This window comes from Campylobacter sputorum subsp. sputorum (assembly GCF_008245005.1).
In the GTDB taxonomy this organism is placed as follows: Bacteria; Campylobacterota; Campylobacteria; order Campylobacterales; family Campylobacteraceae; genus Campylobacter_F; species Campylobacter_F sputorum.
In genome coordinates, this window is sequence record NZ_CP043427.1 from 1,070,361 (window position 1) to 1,086,985 (window position 16,625).

15 protein-coding genes and 1 pseudogene are annotated in these 16,625 nt (G+C 29.3%); 1 reads left to right on the top strand and 15 read right to left on the bottom strand.

The window, feature by feature from the left end; all coding sequences use genetic code 11:
* Positions 1-23: 23 nt before the first annotated feature.
* The 15 genes and pseudogenes from CSPT_RS05400 to CSPT_RS05470 all read right to left on the bottom strand — a co-directional run bounded on the left by CSPT_RS05400 (position 24) and on the right by CSPT_RS05470 (position 15,471).
* Positions 24-431, bottom strand: a complete 408-nt coding sequence (locus tag CSPT_RS05400; RefSeq protein WP_089182663.1) for a MetQ/NlpA family ABC transporter substrate-binding protein — start codon at positions 429-431, stop codon at positions 24-26.
* Positions 432-625: 194 nt separating this feature from the next.
* The gene (locus tag CSPT_RS05405; RefSeq protein ID WP_089182664.1) at positions 626-1,453 is read right to left on the bottom strand and encodes a methionine ABC transporter permease; all 828 of its coding nucleotides are present in this window, start codon (positions 1,451-1,453) and stop codon (positions 626-628) included.
* Between the two features lie 58 nt (positions 1,454-1,511).
* The gene (locus CSPT_RS05410) at positions 1,512-2,471 is read right to left on the bottom strand and encodes a methionine ABC transporter ATP-binding protein (RefSeq protein ID WP_089182665.1); all 960 of its coding nucleotides are present in this window, start codon (positions 2,469-2,471) and stop codon (positions 1,512-1,514) included.
* A gap of 60 nt (positions 2,472-2,531) precedes the next feature.
* A pseudogene (locus tag CSPT_RS09505) lies at positions 2,532-3,446 on the bottom strand (N-acetylmuramoyl-L-alanine amidase family protein); the annotation flags it as partial.
* 547 nt (positions 3,447-3,993) lie between these two features.
* The gene (locus CSPT_RS05420; protein WP_089182667.1) at positions 3,994-5,091 is read right to left on the bottom strand and encodes a nitronate monooxygenase; all 1,098 of its coding nucleotides are present in this window, start codon (positions 5,089-5,091) and stop codon (positions 3,994-3,996) included.
* Positions 5,091-6,296: a tyrosine--tRNA ligase gene (tyrS, locus tag CSPT_RS05425; protein ID WP_089182668.1), complete on the bottom strand. Its 1,206-nt coding sequence runs from the start codon at positions 6,294-6,296 to the stop codon at positions 5,091-5,093. Before tyrS ends, CSPT_RS05420 begins: the two co-directional genes overlap by 1 nt.
* A 17-nt stretch (positions 6,297-6,313) precedes the next feature.
* Complete coding sequence (locus tag CSPT_RS05430) at positions 6,314-8,503, bottom strand: RelA/SpoT family protein (RefSeq protein WP_089182669.1); 2,190 nt, start codon at positions 8,501-8,503, stop codon at positions 6,314-6,316.
* The gene (locus CSPT_RS05435; RefSeq protein ID WP_033916209.1) at positions 8,487-8,705 is read right to left on the bottom strand and encodes a DNA-directed RNA polymerase subunit omega; all 219 of its coding nucleotides are present in this window, start codon (positions 8,703-8,705) and stop codon (positions 8,487-8,489) included. The genes CSPT_RS05430 and CSPT_RS05435 overlap by 17 nt, the downstream gene beginning before the upstream one ends.
* On the bottom strand, positions 8,705-9,436 hold the full coding sequence (gene pyrH / locus CSPT_RS05440) for a UMP kinase (protein WP_089182670.1): 732 nt from the start codon (positions 9,434-9,436) through the stop codon (positions 8,705-8,707). Before pyrH ends, CSPT_RS05435 begins: the two co-directional genes overlap by 1 nt.
* Positions 9,437-9,492: 56 nt before the next feature.
* Positions 9,493-10,716 (bottom strand): murein hydrolase activator EnvC family protein, encoded by a 1,224-nt coding sequence (locus CSPT_RS05445; RefSeq protein ID WP_089182671.1) that lies wholly within the window; start codon positions 10,714-10,716, stop codon positions 9,493-9,495.
* A complete protein-coding gene (locus CSPT_RS05450; RefSeq protein ID WP_089182672.1) occupies positions 10,713-11,528 on the bottom strand; it encodes a cell division FtsX domain-containing protein in 816 nt (271 codons plus the stop codon). Before CSPT_RS05450 ends, CSPT_RS05445 begins: the two co-directional genes overlap by 4 nt.
* Positions 11,515-12,189: a cell division ATP-binding protein FtsE gene (locus CSPT_RS05455; RefSeq protein WP_089182673.1), complete on the bottom strand. Its 675-nt coding sequence runs from the start codon at positions 12,187-12,189 to the stop codon at positions 11,515-11,517. The genes CSPT_RS05450 and CSPT_RS05455 overlap by 14 nt, the downstream gene beginning before the upstream one ends.
* Positions 12,174-13,355, bottom strand: a complete 1,182-nt coding sequence (trmB, locus tag CSPT_RS05460) for a tRNA (guanosine(46)-N7)-methyltransferase TrmB (protein WP_089182674.1) — start codon at positions 13,353-13,355, stop codon at positions 12,174-12,176. The genes CSPT_RS05455 and trmB overlap by 16 nt, the downstream gene beginning before the upstream one ends.
* On the bottom strand, positions 13,356-14,567 hold the full coding sequence (locus CSPT_RS05465) for a fibronectin type III domain-containing protein (protein ID WP_089182675.1): 1,212 nt from the start codon (positions 14,565-14,567) through the stop codon (positions 13,356-13,358).
* Positions 14,488-15,471 (bottom strand): RluA family pseudouridine synthase, encoded by a 984-nt coding sequence (locus CSPT_RS05470; protein WP_089183322.1) that lies wholly within the window; start codon positions 15,469-15,471, stop codon positions 14,488-14,490. The genes CSPT_RS05465 and CSPT_RS05470 overlap by 80 nt, the downstream gene beginning before the upstream one ends.
* A gap of 39 nt (positions 15,472-15,510) precedes the next feature.
* Here CSPT_RS05470 and CSPT_RS05475 point away from each other — a divergent pair, with 39 nt between their 5' ends.
* On the top strand, positions 15,511-16,617 hold the full coding sequence (locus CSPT_RS05475; protein ID WP_089182676.1) for an FtsW/RodA/SpoVE family cell cycle protein: 1,107 nt from the start codon (positions 15,511-15,513) through the stop codon (positions 16,615-16,617).
* Positions 16,618-16,625: the final 8 nt, after the last annotated feature.

The window sequence follows — 16,625 nt, forward strand, 5'->3', positions numbered from 1 at the left end:
TATATTGTATTTTTATAAATTCTTTAGCTTTGTAAATTTTCACTACATTCTTTTACTATAAGATAATTTACATGAGTATTTTCTCTATCTTTTAAGGCAAGAGTATCTCTTTTTGGATTTAAATTTACTCCTAGAACATAATTCATATTTATAATAACAATATCTAATGGAAATATATGCGTAGTATTTTTTGGATTAAATTCTTTCATATAAGGAAGACCTATACCAAAATGCAAATATATCTCGCCATTTTCAAGAGCGTAGTTTGATATAAAATAGTCATTAAATTCTTTTATTTCTATATCAAAACTTAGTGGTTTTATAAACTCTATAATATGACCATGAGAAATAGGCAAAGTGCCAACAGCTAATTTTTGTGCATATAAACTTAAATTTGAGACTATAAACAGAATAAGAAATAATCTTTTCATAAAATTCCTTTAAATGTTTAAAATCTCAAACACTTAAAGGAATTTTAAGTGTTTGACTAAAAAGTCTTTCGACAACGCATGGCTAAACAACGACACATTTCATACATGTCAGACATATCTGATTTCATAATATCTCCTTTTTAAAAATAATTTTATGATTGTAATAAATTTATTCTTAAATTTATATAAATATACTATCTTTTTACTTTTTTATAAATCAAATCCCCCATACTTTGGAAAATTTGAACCATTACTATAAGTATAATAACAGTGTATGTCATTATGTCTGCTCTAAATCTTTGAAAACCATATCTTATAGCAACATCACCAAGTCCTCCGCCACCAAGAGTTCCAGCCATAGCAGAAAAACCGATAACTACTATTATGCTTAAAGTTATAACATTTATAAGAGTTGGAACTGCTTCAACTAAAATAACTCTAAAAATTATTTGCATTTTACTAGCACCAAAACTTTTTGCAGCTTCAACTATACCACTATCAACTTCTATTAAAGCATTTTCTATAAGTCTTGCCATAAAAGGAGCTGTGCCTATAGTAAGTGGCACGATAGCAGCGTCTGTTCCTATACTTGTGCCAATTATAAGGCGAACAAGCGGAAAAAGAACTATGATGAGTATTATAAAAGGAAAACTTCTAAGCGTATTTACTATTATGTCAAGAACAAAATATACTTTTGCATTTTCCATTAATCCATTTTGTCTAGTTAAAACAAGAATTATAGCCAGTGCAATTCCTATGATGGAAGCAAAAAATGTTGAAGTAATGCTCATATATAAAGTTTCCCAAGTTGCAACTAGTAAAATATCAATAGCAATTTGATAAGTTTTATCACCTAAAATTTCTTTTAAACTAACTCCAAAGCTATCAAAAAGAGCTCCAAAAAACGGCTCATCTTTAAAAAATGCTGTATCCATGCTCTCAAAAATGCTCTCGCCCGCAAAAAACGGATATAAGAAAAATAGGGCTAAAATTATACTTAAAAATATCATAGTTTTTTTCATTTAATGCCTTATCTATTTAATTTTTTAATCATTATAAAGTCGAAGTTGATATCAAAATTTACTCTAAAATTTCCCATAAAACACCTGTTTTTTTGATGAAATTTACAACTTTTTCTTTGTGCTGCGGCTCAACATTTATAACTAAATGTCCTAAAACTAAGTCGCTTAACTGCTCGATTTTGCCCCAAACGATATTAAAATTTACATCAAGTTCTCTTGCCATTGATGTTATCACGCATTCAAATGCTACTTCTTTTGGAAAGTAAAGTGCTATATTTATACCACTATCTGGTAAAATCATCTCTTCGCCTAAAAACTCTCGCATATTCTCATCAGGTTTTAAAAACAGTTCATGAACCTTACCTTTATTTGTAATAACTCCATCTTTTAGTAAAATAGCATTATGTGCGATTGTTTTTACAACTTCCATTTCATGTGTAACTATGATTATAGTTATGCCAAATTTTGAGTTTATATCTTTTAAAAGTTCTAAAATTTGTTTTGTAGTATTTGGATCAAGTGCGGAAGTTGCTTCATCACTAAGTAAAATTTTAGGATTTAATGCTAAAGCCCTAGCTATGGCAACTCTTTGCTTTTGTCCACCACTAAGCTCTTTAGGATATGAGTTCATTTTATGCTCTAATCCAACGATATCTAAAAGTTCATTTACTCTTTTTTTTATATAATCTTTGTCATATTTCCAAAAAACAAGCGGCGTTGCGATATTTTCAAACACAGTTTTTCTACTCATTAACGCAAAATATTGAAATATCATACCAACATCTTTTCTAAATTTGCGAAGCTCTTCTTCTTTTAGCTCTTTTATCTCTTTGTTATCTATCTTTACACTTCCATTTTGATAACTTTCTAGTCCGTTTAAACACCTAAGCAAAGTGCTTTTACCAGCCCCACTATGTCCAACAAGGGCAAAAATCTCGCCTTGTTTTACACTAAAACTAACATCATTTATAACTTTTATATCGCCGTAATATTTAATTAAATTTTTAACTTCTATCATTTTATATCTTTTTAGTGTATTAAATTTATGATTATATATAAAAACATTTAAAAATTAATATTATAAAGAAGTTTTTATAAAATAATCCTCTATACCCTTTGCTATACCTTTTGCCAAAGCATCTTGATACGCATCATTTGCAAGTCTTTTACCTTCTGTTGGATGAGTGATGTATCCAATTTCAACTAAAACAGCCGGCATTAAAGCTCCAACCAAAACCCAAAATGGTGCTTCTCTAACACCGCCATCACTTACTTTGTATTTTGTTTTAAGAGAACTTAATATATTTGATTGGATATCTATTGCAAGTTTGTTTGATGAGATAATTTTTTCTCTATTTAAGAAATTTAAAAAAGTCATTTTTGAAAAGTGATTCATCTCTTCTATATCGGATTTGTTTTCCAACGCAGCTGCATTCATACTTCGCTCACTTCTTGCAGGACTTAAGAAAAATGTCTCAACACCATTCATTGATTTTGCTTTTTTAGAGTTTGGTGCAGCATTTGCATGTATTGATATAAACAAACTTGCAGCTTTGTCATTAGCAAGATTTGTTCTATCTCTAAGATTTATAAATTTATCATTAGTTCTTGTATAAGCTACTTCATAACCCATATTTTTAAGAATTTTACCTGTTTTTAATGCAACTTGCAAAACTATATTTTTCTCATAAAATCCATTTCCAACAGCTCCTGAGTCCTTTCCACCATGTCCTGCGTCTAAAACTATAAGTTTTGAAGATCTTTTTATTTTAGATGATGCAGTCTGTTTTTTTTCTGTCTTTGCAGAACTGTTTGTTTTTTTTTGAGTGACTACTTTTGCTTTTGCCTTATTATCTTTTGATGAATTGGTGGTAATTTTTTTATTTGATGTTATAAATATATAATTATCTTTTCTAGATATATTATACTCAACTTTATTTCTATCGCTAAAAACAACTCTTAGGGTTTGCTTGTCAAATTGTGCCACACGAACTTCATCATTTATATAATTTTCAATATTTCTTGATTTTCCAATCAAAATCCCACTAAAATCCATAACAAAACGATTTGTGGTTTTATTGTTTAAATTAAACTCTTTAACTTCTTTACTCAGCGGAGGTCTATTAAATTTTAATCTTATAGCATTATCAATCTTAGCTACCTCTAAAAGTCTTAATATAGTATCTGGCTTATCATCATCTTTGGATTTTTTTTCTACTTTTTTAACTATATTTTGCTTTTTATTTTCAAAAACCGCTTGTTTTTTTTCATCACTAATACCAAGACTAGCAAGTTCTTTTTCATAATCTGCATAATCCATACCTAATGCCTTAGAACTTGTAATCAATCTTTTTAATGCATCAATCTTTAAATTTTTATCATCTTTTATGATTGATTGAATATAGATATTTTTCATAGAGTGATAATATTTTAGCTTTATACTTTCTGACGAAGAATCAAATTTAGTATCAAAAGCTTTTATATCATCAGCAAATGCGCCAAAACACAAACAAAAACTAAAGCATAGTATAGATACTATTTTAAGAATTTTCACCATCTATTAACTTTTTAAATAGCTCTTTTACGCTTATTATCTCTTTTAATTTATACCCGTTAGCACCTGTAAAAAACAGCCCGGTTTCTTTAACACCGGCATATGCATCATAAAGTCTATCTGCTATACAATACCCTACTTTTTTTGACTCAACGCCTCTATGACAAGGTGCAACGCAGTTGCTAATACATTGTATTTTTGGACCAATTCTTTTATCTACTAAATTTAAAAGATTTGTTCTAATGCCTCTTGCCGGGTATCCAACAGGAGATTTTATGAGCTCTATATCCTCTTGCTTTGCATTTAATATAGTCTCTTTAAAATTAATATGGGCATCGCACTCATGAGTGCCAATAAATCTTGTTGCCATTTGCACGCCATTTGCACCAAGACTTATAGCATTTTCTATATCTTTTTTATCCCAAATACCGCCAGCTGCTATCAAAGGAAAATCTCCCCAATTTTTTATCTCTTCTTTAACTTGAGGTATAAGTTTTTCTAATTGATACTCAGGATCAATGCATTGCTCATAAGTAAAACCTTGATGACCTCCGCTTTTTGGACCTTCTAAAACAACAGCGTCTGGAATTTTATTGTATCTTCCACTCCATCTTTTGCAAATTATCTTTAATGCTTTTGCTGAAGATACAATTGGCACTAAAGCAACATGAGCAAAATCTTTAGTAAATTCTGGTAAATTTGTAGGAAGACCTGCTCCTGAAATTATAACATTTACCCCTCCATCGCAAGCATCTTTAACAATTCTTTCATAATCATTTGCAGCACACATTACATTTACGCCAAGAGGTAAATTTCCGCAAATTTTTCTAGCATTTTCTATAATCTTTTTTAAGGCTTTAGATGAATAAAAATTTTCACTATTATATGGTTTTGAGTTTATCTCTTTATCAATATAAGCTTTATTTTCATAGTATCCTGTTCCAACAGAGCTTATTACACCAAGACCTCCATTTAAACTAACATTTCCAGCAAGTTTATCCCAGCTTATACCAAGCCCCATTCCACCTTGAATTATCGGAAATTTTATCTCATATTTTCCTATTTTTAAGCTCGAAAAACTCATTATACAACCTTTAATTTAGCAAAACTTTTTTTGCCTATTTGTAATACATACTCGCCAGCATTAAGCTCCATTTTATCATCTGAAATTTTACTTTGATTTATACTTACTGCATTTTCTGCAATTTTTCTTCTTGCTTCACTATTTGTAGCACACATTTTACACTCAACTAAAGCTTTAACTATCCAAACTGGATTTTCTTTTATTGTAAAGCTTTGAATTTCAGTTGGAATTTCATTCTTACTATGAACATTATCAAACTCTATTTTTGCCAAATTTGCAGCTTTTTCGCCATGATATTTAGATGTTATTTCTAAAGCTAAAGCCTCTTTTGCATTTTTTGGATGGATATTGCCATTTTTTACGCCATTTTTGATTTCTTGTATTTGAGATATGCTTTTTTCACTTAAAAGCTCATAATATCTCCACATTAAATCATCACTTATACTTAAAAGTTTGCCATACATAGTATTTGGATCTTCTGTAATCCCAATGTAATTTCCAAGACTTTTACTCATCTTATTTACACCATCTAAACCCTCTAGTAAAGGCATCATAATGATGGCTTGTTCTTTTCCGATATTATAAATTCTTTGTAAAGTTCTACCCATCAAAAGATTGAATTTCTGATCAGTTCCGCCCATTTCTATGTCGCTTTTCATCTCAACGCTATCATATCCTTGTAAAAGTGGATATAAAAATTCGCTTATAGATATACTTATGCCGCTTTTAAATCTTTTTGTAAAATCTTCTCTTTCAAGCATTCTAGCAACACTAAAAGTGCTAGCAAGCTCTATCATACCGCTAGCACCAATATCATTTATCCAATTTGAATTAAATTTAATCTCAGTTTTACTTGAATCTAAAATTTTAAAAACTTGCTCTTCATAAGTTTTAGCATTTTTAAGCACAGTTTTTACATCAAGCTTTTTTCTAGTTTCACTTTTTCCGCTTGGATCGCCTATTTGAGCAGTAAAATCGCCTATTAAAAACTGAATTATAGCGCCGTGTTTTTGTAAAAATGCCATTTTTTGAAGAACAACTGTATGCCCTAGATGTAAATCAGGCGCAGTTGGATCAAGACCTATTTTCACATAAAAATTCTCATTTTTATCATAAAATCTTTTTATCAAGAACTCTATGCGCTCCATATCAATTATTTCTGCAACACCTCTTTTTAACTCTTGTATAATTTCTTGTATATTCATAATATTACCCCTTTTTTTCACTCAGAATAAGCATCTTTAAGCGATATAAACTCAACTATCTTATATCTATCTTTAATTTTATCCCTTATATCATTTACATCCATATTTTCATTAACTTCTATAGTAAGTTCGAAAAAATCGGCCTGTTTGTCGTAGCTTTCTTTTAATGTGATTGTAACTAAATCAACTTGCATTTTAACAAGAAATGTTAAAAATGAAGCTAATGAACCTCTTTTATTTTCTAAACTAGCTATTATTTTGTATCTAAGAGGTGCATTTCTAGTCCATTTTACAAAAATCATCTCTTTTCCGCTTTGCATAAGCTTTGCTGCTCTTTCGCAAAGTTTATGATGGACTATAACGCTATGAGAGTTTCTAAAACCTATTATATCATCCCCTCTTTTTGGATTACAGCAATAATCAAACTCTACATCATTTATTTTATAGTTAGAATAAACAACTATATTATCAAATTTTTGTTTTTTTATCTCGTATTTGTTGCCAAAATTTAAAGAAAATGTCATATTTTGTCTTGGGTATTTTTTTAAAGCATTTACAACATCTTGAAAAAATACAGAATCGCTTGCAACCTTAAAAACCTTTTTTCCCAAATTTTCATTTTCTATCCATCTTAAAATGTTTCTTTTTTTTGTATTAAATGTAGCACAAAGTATATTAATAGCCACAAAATTATTTATATCTTTTATTTTTTGCTTACAAAATCCTCTAATGGCAGCTTTTGCTTTACCTGTTTTTACATTATTTAACCAAGAACATCTATATCTTGGAGTTTCATCTGTTACTATTTTTACAAAATCGCCATTTTTTAGCTCAGCAAGAAGCGGAACTCTACTTTTGTTTATATATGCTTCTTTTGCGTGAAGACCAACTTCGCTGTGTATTTCATATGCAAAATCAAGTGCAGTTGCACCTCTTGGAAGGGTTATAATCTCGCCTTTTGGCGATAAAACATTTATATCTTCTACATATAAGCTATCTTTTGCGTATTCATAAAGCTCTTCTGGGTTTTCATCTTCTTGATTTGTAGTAGATATATCACCAAGCCACTCAAGATGTGGTTTTGGAAGTTTATCGCCATCTTTATATTTCCAATGTGCCGCAACTCCGTATTCTGCTGTTTTATGCATATCAAAAGTTCTAATTTGAGCCTCAATTATAGCTTTATCAACAAAAAGAGTTGTATGGATGGTCTGATATCCATTTTGCTTAGGAAGTGCGATATAGTCTTTAAATCTAGATATCAAAGGGCTAAAATTTGTATGAAGACAACCTAGGGCTAAATAACAATCTTTTGGCTCATTAACCAAAATTCTAACAGCTAAAAGATCTAAAACTTCTTCTATAGAAATTCCTTTTCTTTGCATTTTTAAATATATAGAATAATAGTGCTTCAATCTTTTTTCTATCATAAAATCATTTTCGCCAAAGCCGTTTTTAAGCAAAATTTCAGATAATCCATCGCTAAAACTATTTAGTTTTAACTGGAGTTGTTGTTTAAATTTATTAATAAAGCCGTCTATTTTAGCGTATTCATTTGGTAAAACATGTTTAAAACTCATGTCTTCTAGTAAATTTTTTATAGAAGAAATTCCTAACCTATGTGCAATAGGCGCATAAACCATAAGAGTTTCTTCACTTATTCTTATCTGTTTTTCTGGAGCTAATGCATCGATTGTAGACATATTATGAAGTCTATCGCAAAGCTTAATAACCAAAACTCTAACATCTTGAATGGATACTAAAAGCATTTTTCTAAAACTAAGAGCAGATCTAGCCATTCTTTCATTTGAATTAGCATCTATGAGTTGATCATCTCTTATTTCTACTATTTTTGTAAGTCCTTCTACTAAATTTGCAACTTCTAGTCCAAATTTAGCTTTTATCTGTTCAAATTCACAACAAGTATCTTCTATAACATCGTGAAGCAAAGCAGAAAGCACCATACTTTCTTCGCCGCCCATATAAGCAACTATAGTACTTACTAATATAGGATGTACAGCATAGGGTTCGCCACTCTTTCTAGTTTGCCCATCATGTGCTTTTATGCAAAACTCAACAGCTTCTTTTACTTTATCGCTTGTGGTACAAAAGCTAAATAGTATTGATTTAGCGCAATCAAGATCTTTACAATTAGACAATTCTTCTAAAAGATCTCCTAAAAACAGTCCGCTATTTTTTTGCTTCAACGCTCGCCTCTATTTTAACTTTTCCATCAGCTATTTCCATGATAGCAATATCTGTAAATTTCATTTTTCTAGTGTCAGTTTCTATAAGTGGAGCTGCTCCCATAGAAAGAGCTTTTGCTCTTTTTGCAACGGCAAGTGAAAGCTTGTATCTATCTCCATCAAAATTTAAAAGTGCTTTTGAAACTATTTGTTCTGTTCTCATTATATCTCCTGATTTAAATTTCTTACAATAGAACACTCACTAAAATCACCATTTGTAATTTTAAGCAAATTTCCATCTTTAAACATATTACATACTACTATTGGCAAGTTATTGTCTTTTGCTAAAGCAATGGCAGTATCGTCCATAACTTTAATGTTATCTTTCATTGCATCTTCATAACTTAAAACATTTAGCAACTTCGCTTCTTCATATTTGTTTGGATCTTTATCATATACACCATTTACTTTTGTGGCTTTTATTATAAGATCCGCTTCTATTTCTATAGCCCTTAGAGTTGCTGCGGTATCCGTTGTAAAAAATGGATTACCCGTTCCTGCTGCAAAGATAACAACACGACCTTTTTCTAAATGTCTTTGAGCTCTACCTAAAATGAAAGTTTCACATATCGCTTCCATTTTTATTGCACTTTGAACTCTAACATCCATTCCTGCATTTTCTAAAGCTTCTCTCATAGCAATTGCATTTATTACAGTTGCAAGCATACCCATATGATCTCCGCTTGCTCTTTTTATAATGCCGCCAGCCGAGGCACTTACACCTCTTATGATATTGCCTCCGCCAATTACTATGCTAACTTCAATATCGTTTAAAACAAGCTCTTTAATCTGTAGTGAAATTTGTTTAAGTATAGAAACATCTATACCAAAACCAGTTGTTCCAGCAAGTGCTTCACCTGAAAATTTAACAAGTATTCTTTTTTTCTTATCCATTTTTTACTCCTAATTAACCTTTAATTTTATCAAAAAATGGTTTAAATTTATATAATTTAAAAAGAAATCATTTCAAGAGGATCAATATGATAATTTTGTTGGGTAACTTCAAATGTCAAATCTCTTTTAACTCTTCCTATCGTATAACCTTTGGAAACTTTACTGCCAACACTTATAGTAGGGGCTATTTGAGAAAGATGTGCATATATCGTATGTATACCGTTTGGATTTTCAATTATCACAACATTATCTAAAACACTTGTATTTTTTGCAAAAACAACTCTTCCAGCAAGAACACTTCTTACTTTCGCATTTGGTTCATTTGAAGAAAGAACTACTGATTCATTAAATATCTTAATGTTATAAACGGAGTCAACATAATTACCAAATTTCTGTTTTACTGTGAAATTTTCAAGCGGTGATATAGTTTTTGATCCGGTGTATTTTTTAACATTGCCTTTTTTATAACTTGAACCAACTATTCTAATATCATTATCTGATGAGTTTTTAGATTTTGATGATTTTAAACTCTCTTTTGCTTGTTTTCTCTTTTTTTCTTCATCTTCTTTTGCACTTAAAATTTTTAACTTCTCAAGAGTTTTTCTAAGTTCATCTTGCTGTGCTTGAAGTTTTGTAAGTCTAGAAAGATATATATCTTTATCTTTTTTTGATTTTTCAAGTGCGTCTGAGCGTTTTTTTCTTGTTATTGTAAGTTCGTTTTTTTTATCTTCATACTCTTTTAGGCTATTTTTTATATTGTTTATCTTTGAATTTTGAGTTTTTATTAAATTTGTAGTTTCCTCATAATTTTTTGCAAGTTGTTCAAATTTAGATTTCATATCTTTGCTTAAATTTGAAACTATTTCCCTACTTATGATACTTTCTTCGCTCTCTTCTATATCATCTCCGGAAAGTAAATCAAAAGAGAAATTTTCTGCAATTATGCGAATCATCATTTCTTCCATATTTTGCTTACTACGTATAAGATCTGAGTTTTGTTTTGTAAGTTTATCAAGTTCGCTTAATTCAAGAGTTGATTTTTGTTTTAACTCTTCAACTTGATTTTCTAATTTTTTAATCTGATCATCTGTTAATGCTATATTTTTTTCGCCAACTACGATATCACTTGCAAGTTCTTCTAATTTTTTATTAAGAGATTTTTCTAACTCTTGTGTTGATTTAAGGGTATTTGATTTATCTGCAATTTTATCTTTTGTTGAAGTTGCAGCCCCACAAAAACAGATAAAAACAGCAAAAAAAAGAAATATAGCTTTTTTCATACACTAGACCTAGATGTTTTTATCATAACAAAACTTACAGCAATTAATGTAAGTGCCAATGATATACCAAAAAGGATAGAAAAATCATGAAGTATGTTTATCTCAGGAAGCATAATGGCAAGTTCAAAAAATGCGTTTTTAACACTTTCTAGATTAAAAATAATTACAAAAAATAGTATAACAAATGCACTAGAAAGCAAAGAGCTAATAAAAACCATTTTATATAAACTACCTCCTTTTAGCCAAAAAGCAGCCCCAAAAAGAGACATTATATCTATTCTTTCCCTGTGTTCATATATCCAAATTTTCATCTGTTTATATATAAGCATCAAGCCTATTAGCGTTATTAAAGATGTAAAAATATATGAAAAATACTTAGAAATCAAAAGAAATTTATATATCTTATCGTGAGTTTTAGAAAAAGTTTCAACTCTAGTAACTCCGTCTATTTTTAAAAGCTTACTTTTAACTTCATTCATATATTTTGTACTAGGAAAAGCATTTAACTTTATAGAATAAAAATTTGGAAGTGAGTTTTTTAAAATAGATAAATTTTTTGAAGATATATCTTCTTTTAATTTATCTAGTATCGAATCAGTAGTTAGTTTATTAGCTGATTGAAATGTATAAATTTCTTTTTTAAGTATAGTCTCATTTATATCATTTTTAGATACAACTATGATGTTATAATCTTTATTCATAGCCATTTCATAATTTTTTACTATATTTTTTGCATTAAAAGAAAATTCAAATGAAAAAAGCAAGATAAATAAAGGCAAAAACACACTCATATTACTTTTAAAAGATTTCATTAACATTTCCTTTTTCTATAGTAAAGTGTCTATATTGCATTCGTAAAAGTGATGGTATGCGGTGGGTTACAACGATGATAGTAGCGCCAAGCATCTCTCTTGCCGATCTTAACAAACTCCATATAATATCGCTTGAATAATCATCTAAATTTCCGGTTGGTTCATCGCATAAAATAAGCATAGGATTATGAGCTAACGCTCTAGCCATAGCAACTCTTTGCTGCTCTCCGCCACTTAATTCAAAAGGATATTTATCGGCTTTGTGTAGCATATTCACATGATTTAAAAGCTTTGTGCTCTGTTTTTTACAAGTATTTTTAGAAAAACCTTTTATGATAAGTGGCAACATAACATTTTGCTCAACACTCCACTCGTTTATAAGGCGGTAGTTTTGAAATATAATGCCTATTTTTCGTCTTAATGCATTCAAATTTGATTTATTGATACTGTTTAAATCATACATACAAACATTTAACATACCTTTTTTAGGAACCATTTCTCCATAAAAAGACTTTAATATTGTGGATTTTCCACTTCCGCTTTGTCCTGTTATAAAAACAAAATCATTCGGAAATATCTCTAAATTTGCACTATTTATAACAATATCATCTTTTTCGTAACCAAGAAGTAAATTTTCTGTTTTTATTATAGGATGTGGCATTTTTTTAAAAACTCCTTTAAAGCCATATGTGCCATAAAATTTTCCTTTGTTGCTAGTGGTTTTTTTATAAAATATTCACATTTTTTAGAACTAATAAAAATATAGCAATGTTCTGGTTTATAAAATGCACCCAAAGAAAGTTTTATTAAAATTTCATCATCTGATTTTTCATAACAATTTTCTAAATGCACAAAATAACTTTCTTTTTTTATAGTTATATTTTTAAAACTATTTTTTATAGCCAAAATATCATACTTTCCATCAAAATCCATATCAAATTTTATATCTTCAAAAACATTTTTTTCTAAATTTGTAAAAAACATATCATATATATTTTTTTGCTGTTTTTTCCATCTATCTTCGTATTTGCTGCTAATTTGCAAATTTATATCTTTTTGTATTTCTAAATTTGAATGAGGTAAATTTAGAAAATGTTTTATACTAAAATCAATATAATCCCTGTCATCACTTCTTAATTCAAATTTACCATTTTGTTTTAAAATTCTTTTAGTTTCTTTTGCAAAATTTTCAGATATAACTCTTCTATGTTCTGCTTTTTCCCAAGGAACCGGAAAATGCATAAAAACTTTGTCTATACTGCCAGTTTTAATCAAAGAAAAAATAATTCTAGCATCCGAATTTAAAAGCAAAATGTTATTTAAATTTTCAACCATTGCAAGCTTTGCAACTTGTTCTATGCAAGGCTTATAAACTTCTATACCAATTACCAAAGTATCTTCGTTTTTTCTAGCTTGATAAAGCAAATGCCTACCTGATCCAAAGCCAATTTCTATAAAAATCTTTTTAAATTTTATTGTATCAAGAAAATTTAAAAGACACTCTTCATCAACTAAAAGCGGGGTTTGTTTTACTAATCTATTTTTTTTAATAGCTATTGTATCGCTTAATATATCTTTACAAAACTCGTCTTTAAAAACACTCAGTGCTTTTTGCAAAAGTCCAACTTTTGCTGGTCTAGTAATCTTTTCGCCTTTTAATACAAAGTCATTTTTTCTTTTTTTTATCGTTATGAAAAACTCTTCATTTTCAATTTTAACTAAAACAATATCATCAAATTTACTTTTTGCACTCCACAAAAAATTAATATCGTGTATAACAAAAGGAAATTTAGGTTTATTTATAGAACTGGCAACAAAATTTGGCATCTATTTAGCCAAAATAGTAACTTCATCAGATTCTTGAGAGTTTATTCCATACTCATCAATCCCAATAATCTTATATTTATATGTTTCACCTATCGTTAAATCGCTATCTGCATAAGTTGTATCGCTTAGCTCAAAAATACTCTCTTTATCACTACTACTTTTTTTTAAAACATAACTCACGGTTTTATCGTCTTTTGGATCCCAAGCTAACATAACTGCACCACCAGTATAATCAGCCCTTGTAAAAACTGGGCTTTTTGGAGCAGATAGTGTGCTTCCAACAACGCCTTGAGGCTGTTTATCGCTTTCTAAATCAGTTGTATCAACAGCTGTTACTACATATGTTTTTGTGGCACCATTTTCATTTACCAAATCTGTATAAGAATTTGTTTTTGTACTAGCAATTAGCTTATATGGTAATAATTTACTACTTTTAGCATAAACATTATAATGCGAAAAATCTTCGTTTGTATTAGAATCCCAATTAAGAACTATTTTTTTAGGTTCTGAATTTGTTGCGTTTAGCCCTGTAACTGGATATGGCTTTGGTTTGGTTTGAGCGTTAAAAATTTCGCTTGGTCTTGATATTATACCAGAAGTAGTTTTTACGCTAATTCTATATTTATAAGATCTACCGGCATCAACTTTTTTGTCGATATATTCTGCATTTAATCTACCTTTTATCTCAGCTATTTGTTTCCAACTATCGCTGCCAACTTCGCTTCTTTCTATTATATAGCTATCAACTCTTAAATCAGGATGTGGTCTCCAAAGAACTTTAACTCTATTTGGCAAACCTTGTATAGTTTGAGCAAATGGAACAGATTCTATTAAATTTTGCGTTCTAACACTGACAATCTCGCTTTGACTAGAAGCGTTATTTGAAGCATCATATGATTTCATCATATAATCATATGTTCTTTCAGGAGATAACTGGGTATCGACATAATGAGTGGCATATCTATCTTTTATATTTGCGACTATATTAAAACCATTAGAATTACTATCTTTTCTATATAAATAAAATCCTTCTATATTTTCATTGCTACCAAGAGATGACCATTCAAAAGCAATTTCTGTCATATCGCTTATAGTTTTTATATTTTCAACTACCGGTAGATTAGGATTTGTGCTATTTGGTACTTTTGTGGCACACCCATTTAGAAATATCGCAAAACAAATTCCTGATATTAGGTATTTGCAAATTTTCATCTAAAAACTCCTTGTCAATTTTAATTAAATCTAAAAAATCACTATACAAACTAGCACAAAAACTCATAGGTAAATTTGTGCTTGGATGGATAAAATAAATTTCAAATGCATGAAGCATTACTCTGCTTATTTTATCATTATCGCTCTTAAATCCGTATAAATTATCGCCTAAAATATGCCTTGATATTGAGCTTAAATGAACTCTTATTTGGTGAGTTCTACCGGTAAATAATTTTGCTGCTATTAAATTTATATTTCCATTACTAAATACATTTACAAATGCACTTTTTGCATATCTTCCATTTTCTACAATGCCTTTTTTAAGCCTATTTGATGGATTTCTACCAATTGGCTTTTCAACTATACAATTTTCTTTTAATGCATAATCACAAAGTGCTAGATAAATTCTACCCATTGTTTTATCTCGAAGTTGTAAGCTTAGTTTTTCATGAGCAATGTTGTTTTTTGCAACAACCATAACGCCACTTGTTCCTTTATCTAATCTATGAACAATACCTGGTCTATTTTCTCCATTTATATTTGAAAGCAAAGTTTTTCGTTGAACCAACCAATCAACCAAAGTATGCTCTTTTACACTTGGAGCCGAGTGAACGACCAAATTTGGCGGTTTGTTTATCACAAGCAAATCATCATCTTCATAAATAACCTCTATATCAAAATCTACTTTTATATCTGAGATAATATCTTGTTTTTGCGGAAAATTTATGTTTATTTTATCATTTTCTTCTATTTTAAAAGATGGTTTTAAAACCAAAATATCATTTACTTTTACATTTGCATTTTTTATCAAATTTGTAATTTGATTTCTAGATATATCTAAAACACGAGATAAAAAAATATCTAATCTTTCATCATTAATTGTTGCATAAATTTCTTTCACTATAACTCTCTTTATGGTATAATTTGCCAAAAAAGGCAAAATTTGATAAGACTTGACAAGCGTATTTTAACACATTTTGATTATATTCAAGTAATTTTAATAATACCAATAATAATTTTATCTTATATACTAGTTTCAGACGCAAATGATATGTTAGCTAGCAAACAACTTGTATATTTTGGCATTGGAGCTATGTGTTTTATGCTATTTTTTTTAATTCCCATTAAAAAACTTGAGTGGTTGATACCGCTAGTTTATTGGGTAAATATAATTTTACTTTTTAGTGTTGATATAATTGGAGTTAGTAAGCTTGGTGCACAAAGATGGCTGGAAATTCCATTTGTTCATTTTACAATACAACCTAGCGAAATTATGAAGCCTGCATTTTTATTGATGTTAGCATATATAATAAAGCAAAAGCCGCCAGAAGAAGATGGGTATGGTTTAAAAGATTTTATAAAAATAAGTTTTTATATAATTTTACCATTTGTTTTAATTTTAAAAGAGCCTGATTTAGGGACTGCACTTATACTATTTTTAGTTGGATACAGTATACTTTTCGTAGTTGGAGTAAATAAAAAGATATGGATATCGCTCATTGTAATTGCAGGAATTTTATCACCAATAATATATGAAAATCTTCATGATTATCAAAAAAAACGTATAACAGATTTTATATCAAAAGAACCAAGTTATCAAGTAAAACAATCAATCATAGCAATAGGAAGCGGCGGGATAAACGGTAAACCAAAAGACGAAGTAACACAGACAAAATTTAAATTTTTACCAATTGCAACAAGCGATTTTATATTTGCATACACCATAGAAAGATTTGGATTTATCGGTGGAACTGCACTTATGCTAATTTATTTTTTGCTTATAATTCATCTTTTTAGTATAGTGTATTGGAGAAAAAAAGATTATTTTACCATAGTTATGTCAGTTGGACTAGCTTCGATGATTTTTATTTATGTTGGAGTAAATGTATCAATGACTATAGGGTTTGCACCAGTTGTTGGAATTCCGCTTCCGTTTTTTAGCTATGGAGGCAGTAGTTTTATAACTTTTATGTGTATATTTGGGATTTTACAAAATTTGATAACATTTAGATATGACCCGCTTTATAGGCTTGTAAAAATTAAATTTTAAATAAATTT

What these genes read in the sequence shown, in the direction of transcription:
- tyrS (WP_089182668.1), bottom strand. Translation starts at nt 6,296, where the DNA reads ATGAATATACAAGAAATTATACAAGAGTTAAAAAGAGGTGTTGCAGAA.
- CSPT_RS05405 (WP_089182664.1), bottom strand. Translation starts at nt 1,453, where the DNA reads ATGAAAAAAACTATGATATTTTTAAGTATAATTTTAGCCCTATTTTTC.
- CSPT_RS05455 (WP_089182673.1), bottom strand. Translation starts at nt 12,189, where the DNA reads ATGCCACATCCTATAATAAAAACAGAAAATTTACTTCTTGGTTACGAA.
- trmB (WP_089182674.1), bottom strand. Translation starts at nt 13,355, where the DNA reads ATGCCAAATTTTGTTGCCAGTTCTATAAATAAACCTAAATTTCCTTTT.
- CSPT_RS05445 (WP_089182671.1), bottom strand. Translation starts at nt 10,716, where the DNA reads ATGAAAAAAGCTATATTTCTTTTTTTTGCTGTTTTTATCTGTTTTTGT.
- CSPT_RS05465 (WP_089182675.1), bottom strand. Translation starts at nt 14,567, where the DNA reads ATGAAAATTTGCAAATACCTAATATCAGGAATTTGTTTTGCGATATTT.
- CSPT_RS05450 (WP_089182672.1), bottom strand. Translation starts at nt 11,528, where the DNA reads ATGAAATCTTTTAAAAGTAATATGAGTGTGTTTTTGCCTTTATTTATC.
- pyrH (WP_089182670.1), bottom strand. Translation starts at nt 9,436, where the DNA reads ATGGATAAGAAAAAAAGAATACTTGTTAAATTTTCAGGTGAAGCACTT.
- CSPT_RS05420 (WP_089182667.1), bottom strand. Translation starts at nt 5,091, where the DNA reads ATGAGTTTTTCGAGCTTAAAAATAGGAAAATATGAGATAAAATTTCCG.
- CSPT_RS05400 (WP_089182663.1), bottom strand. Translation starts at nt 431, where the DNA reads ATGAAAAGATTATTTCTTATTCTGTTTATAGTCTCAAATTTAAGTTTA.
- CSPT_RS05410 (WP_089182665.1), bottom strand. Translation starts at nt 2,471, where the DNA reads ATGATAGAAGTTAAAAATTTAATTAAATATTACGGCGATATAAAAGTT.
- CSPT_RS05435 (WP_033916209.1), bottom strand. Translation starts at nt 8,705, where the DNA reads ATGAGAACAGAACAAATAGTTTCAAAAGCACTTTTAAATTTTGATGGA.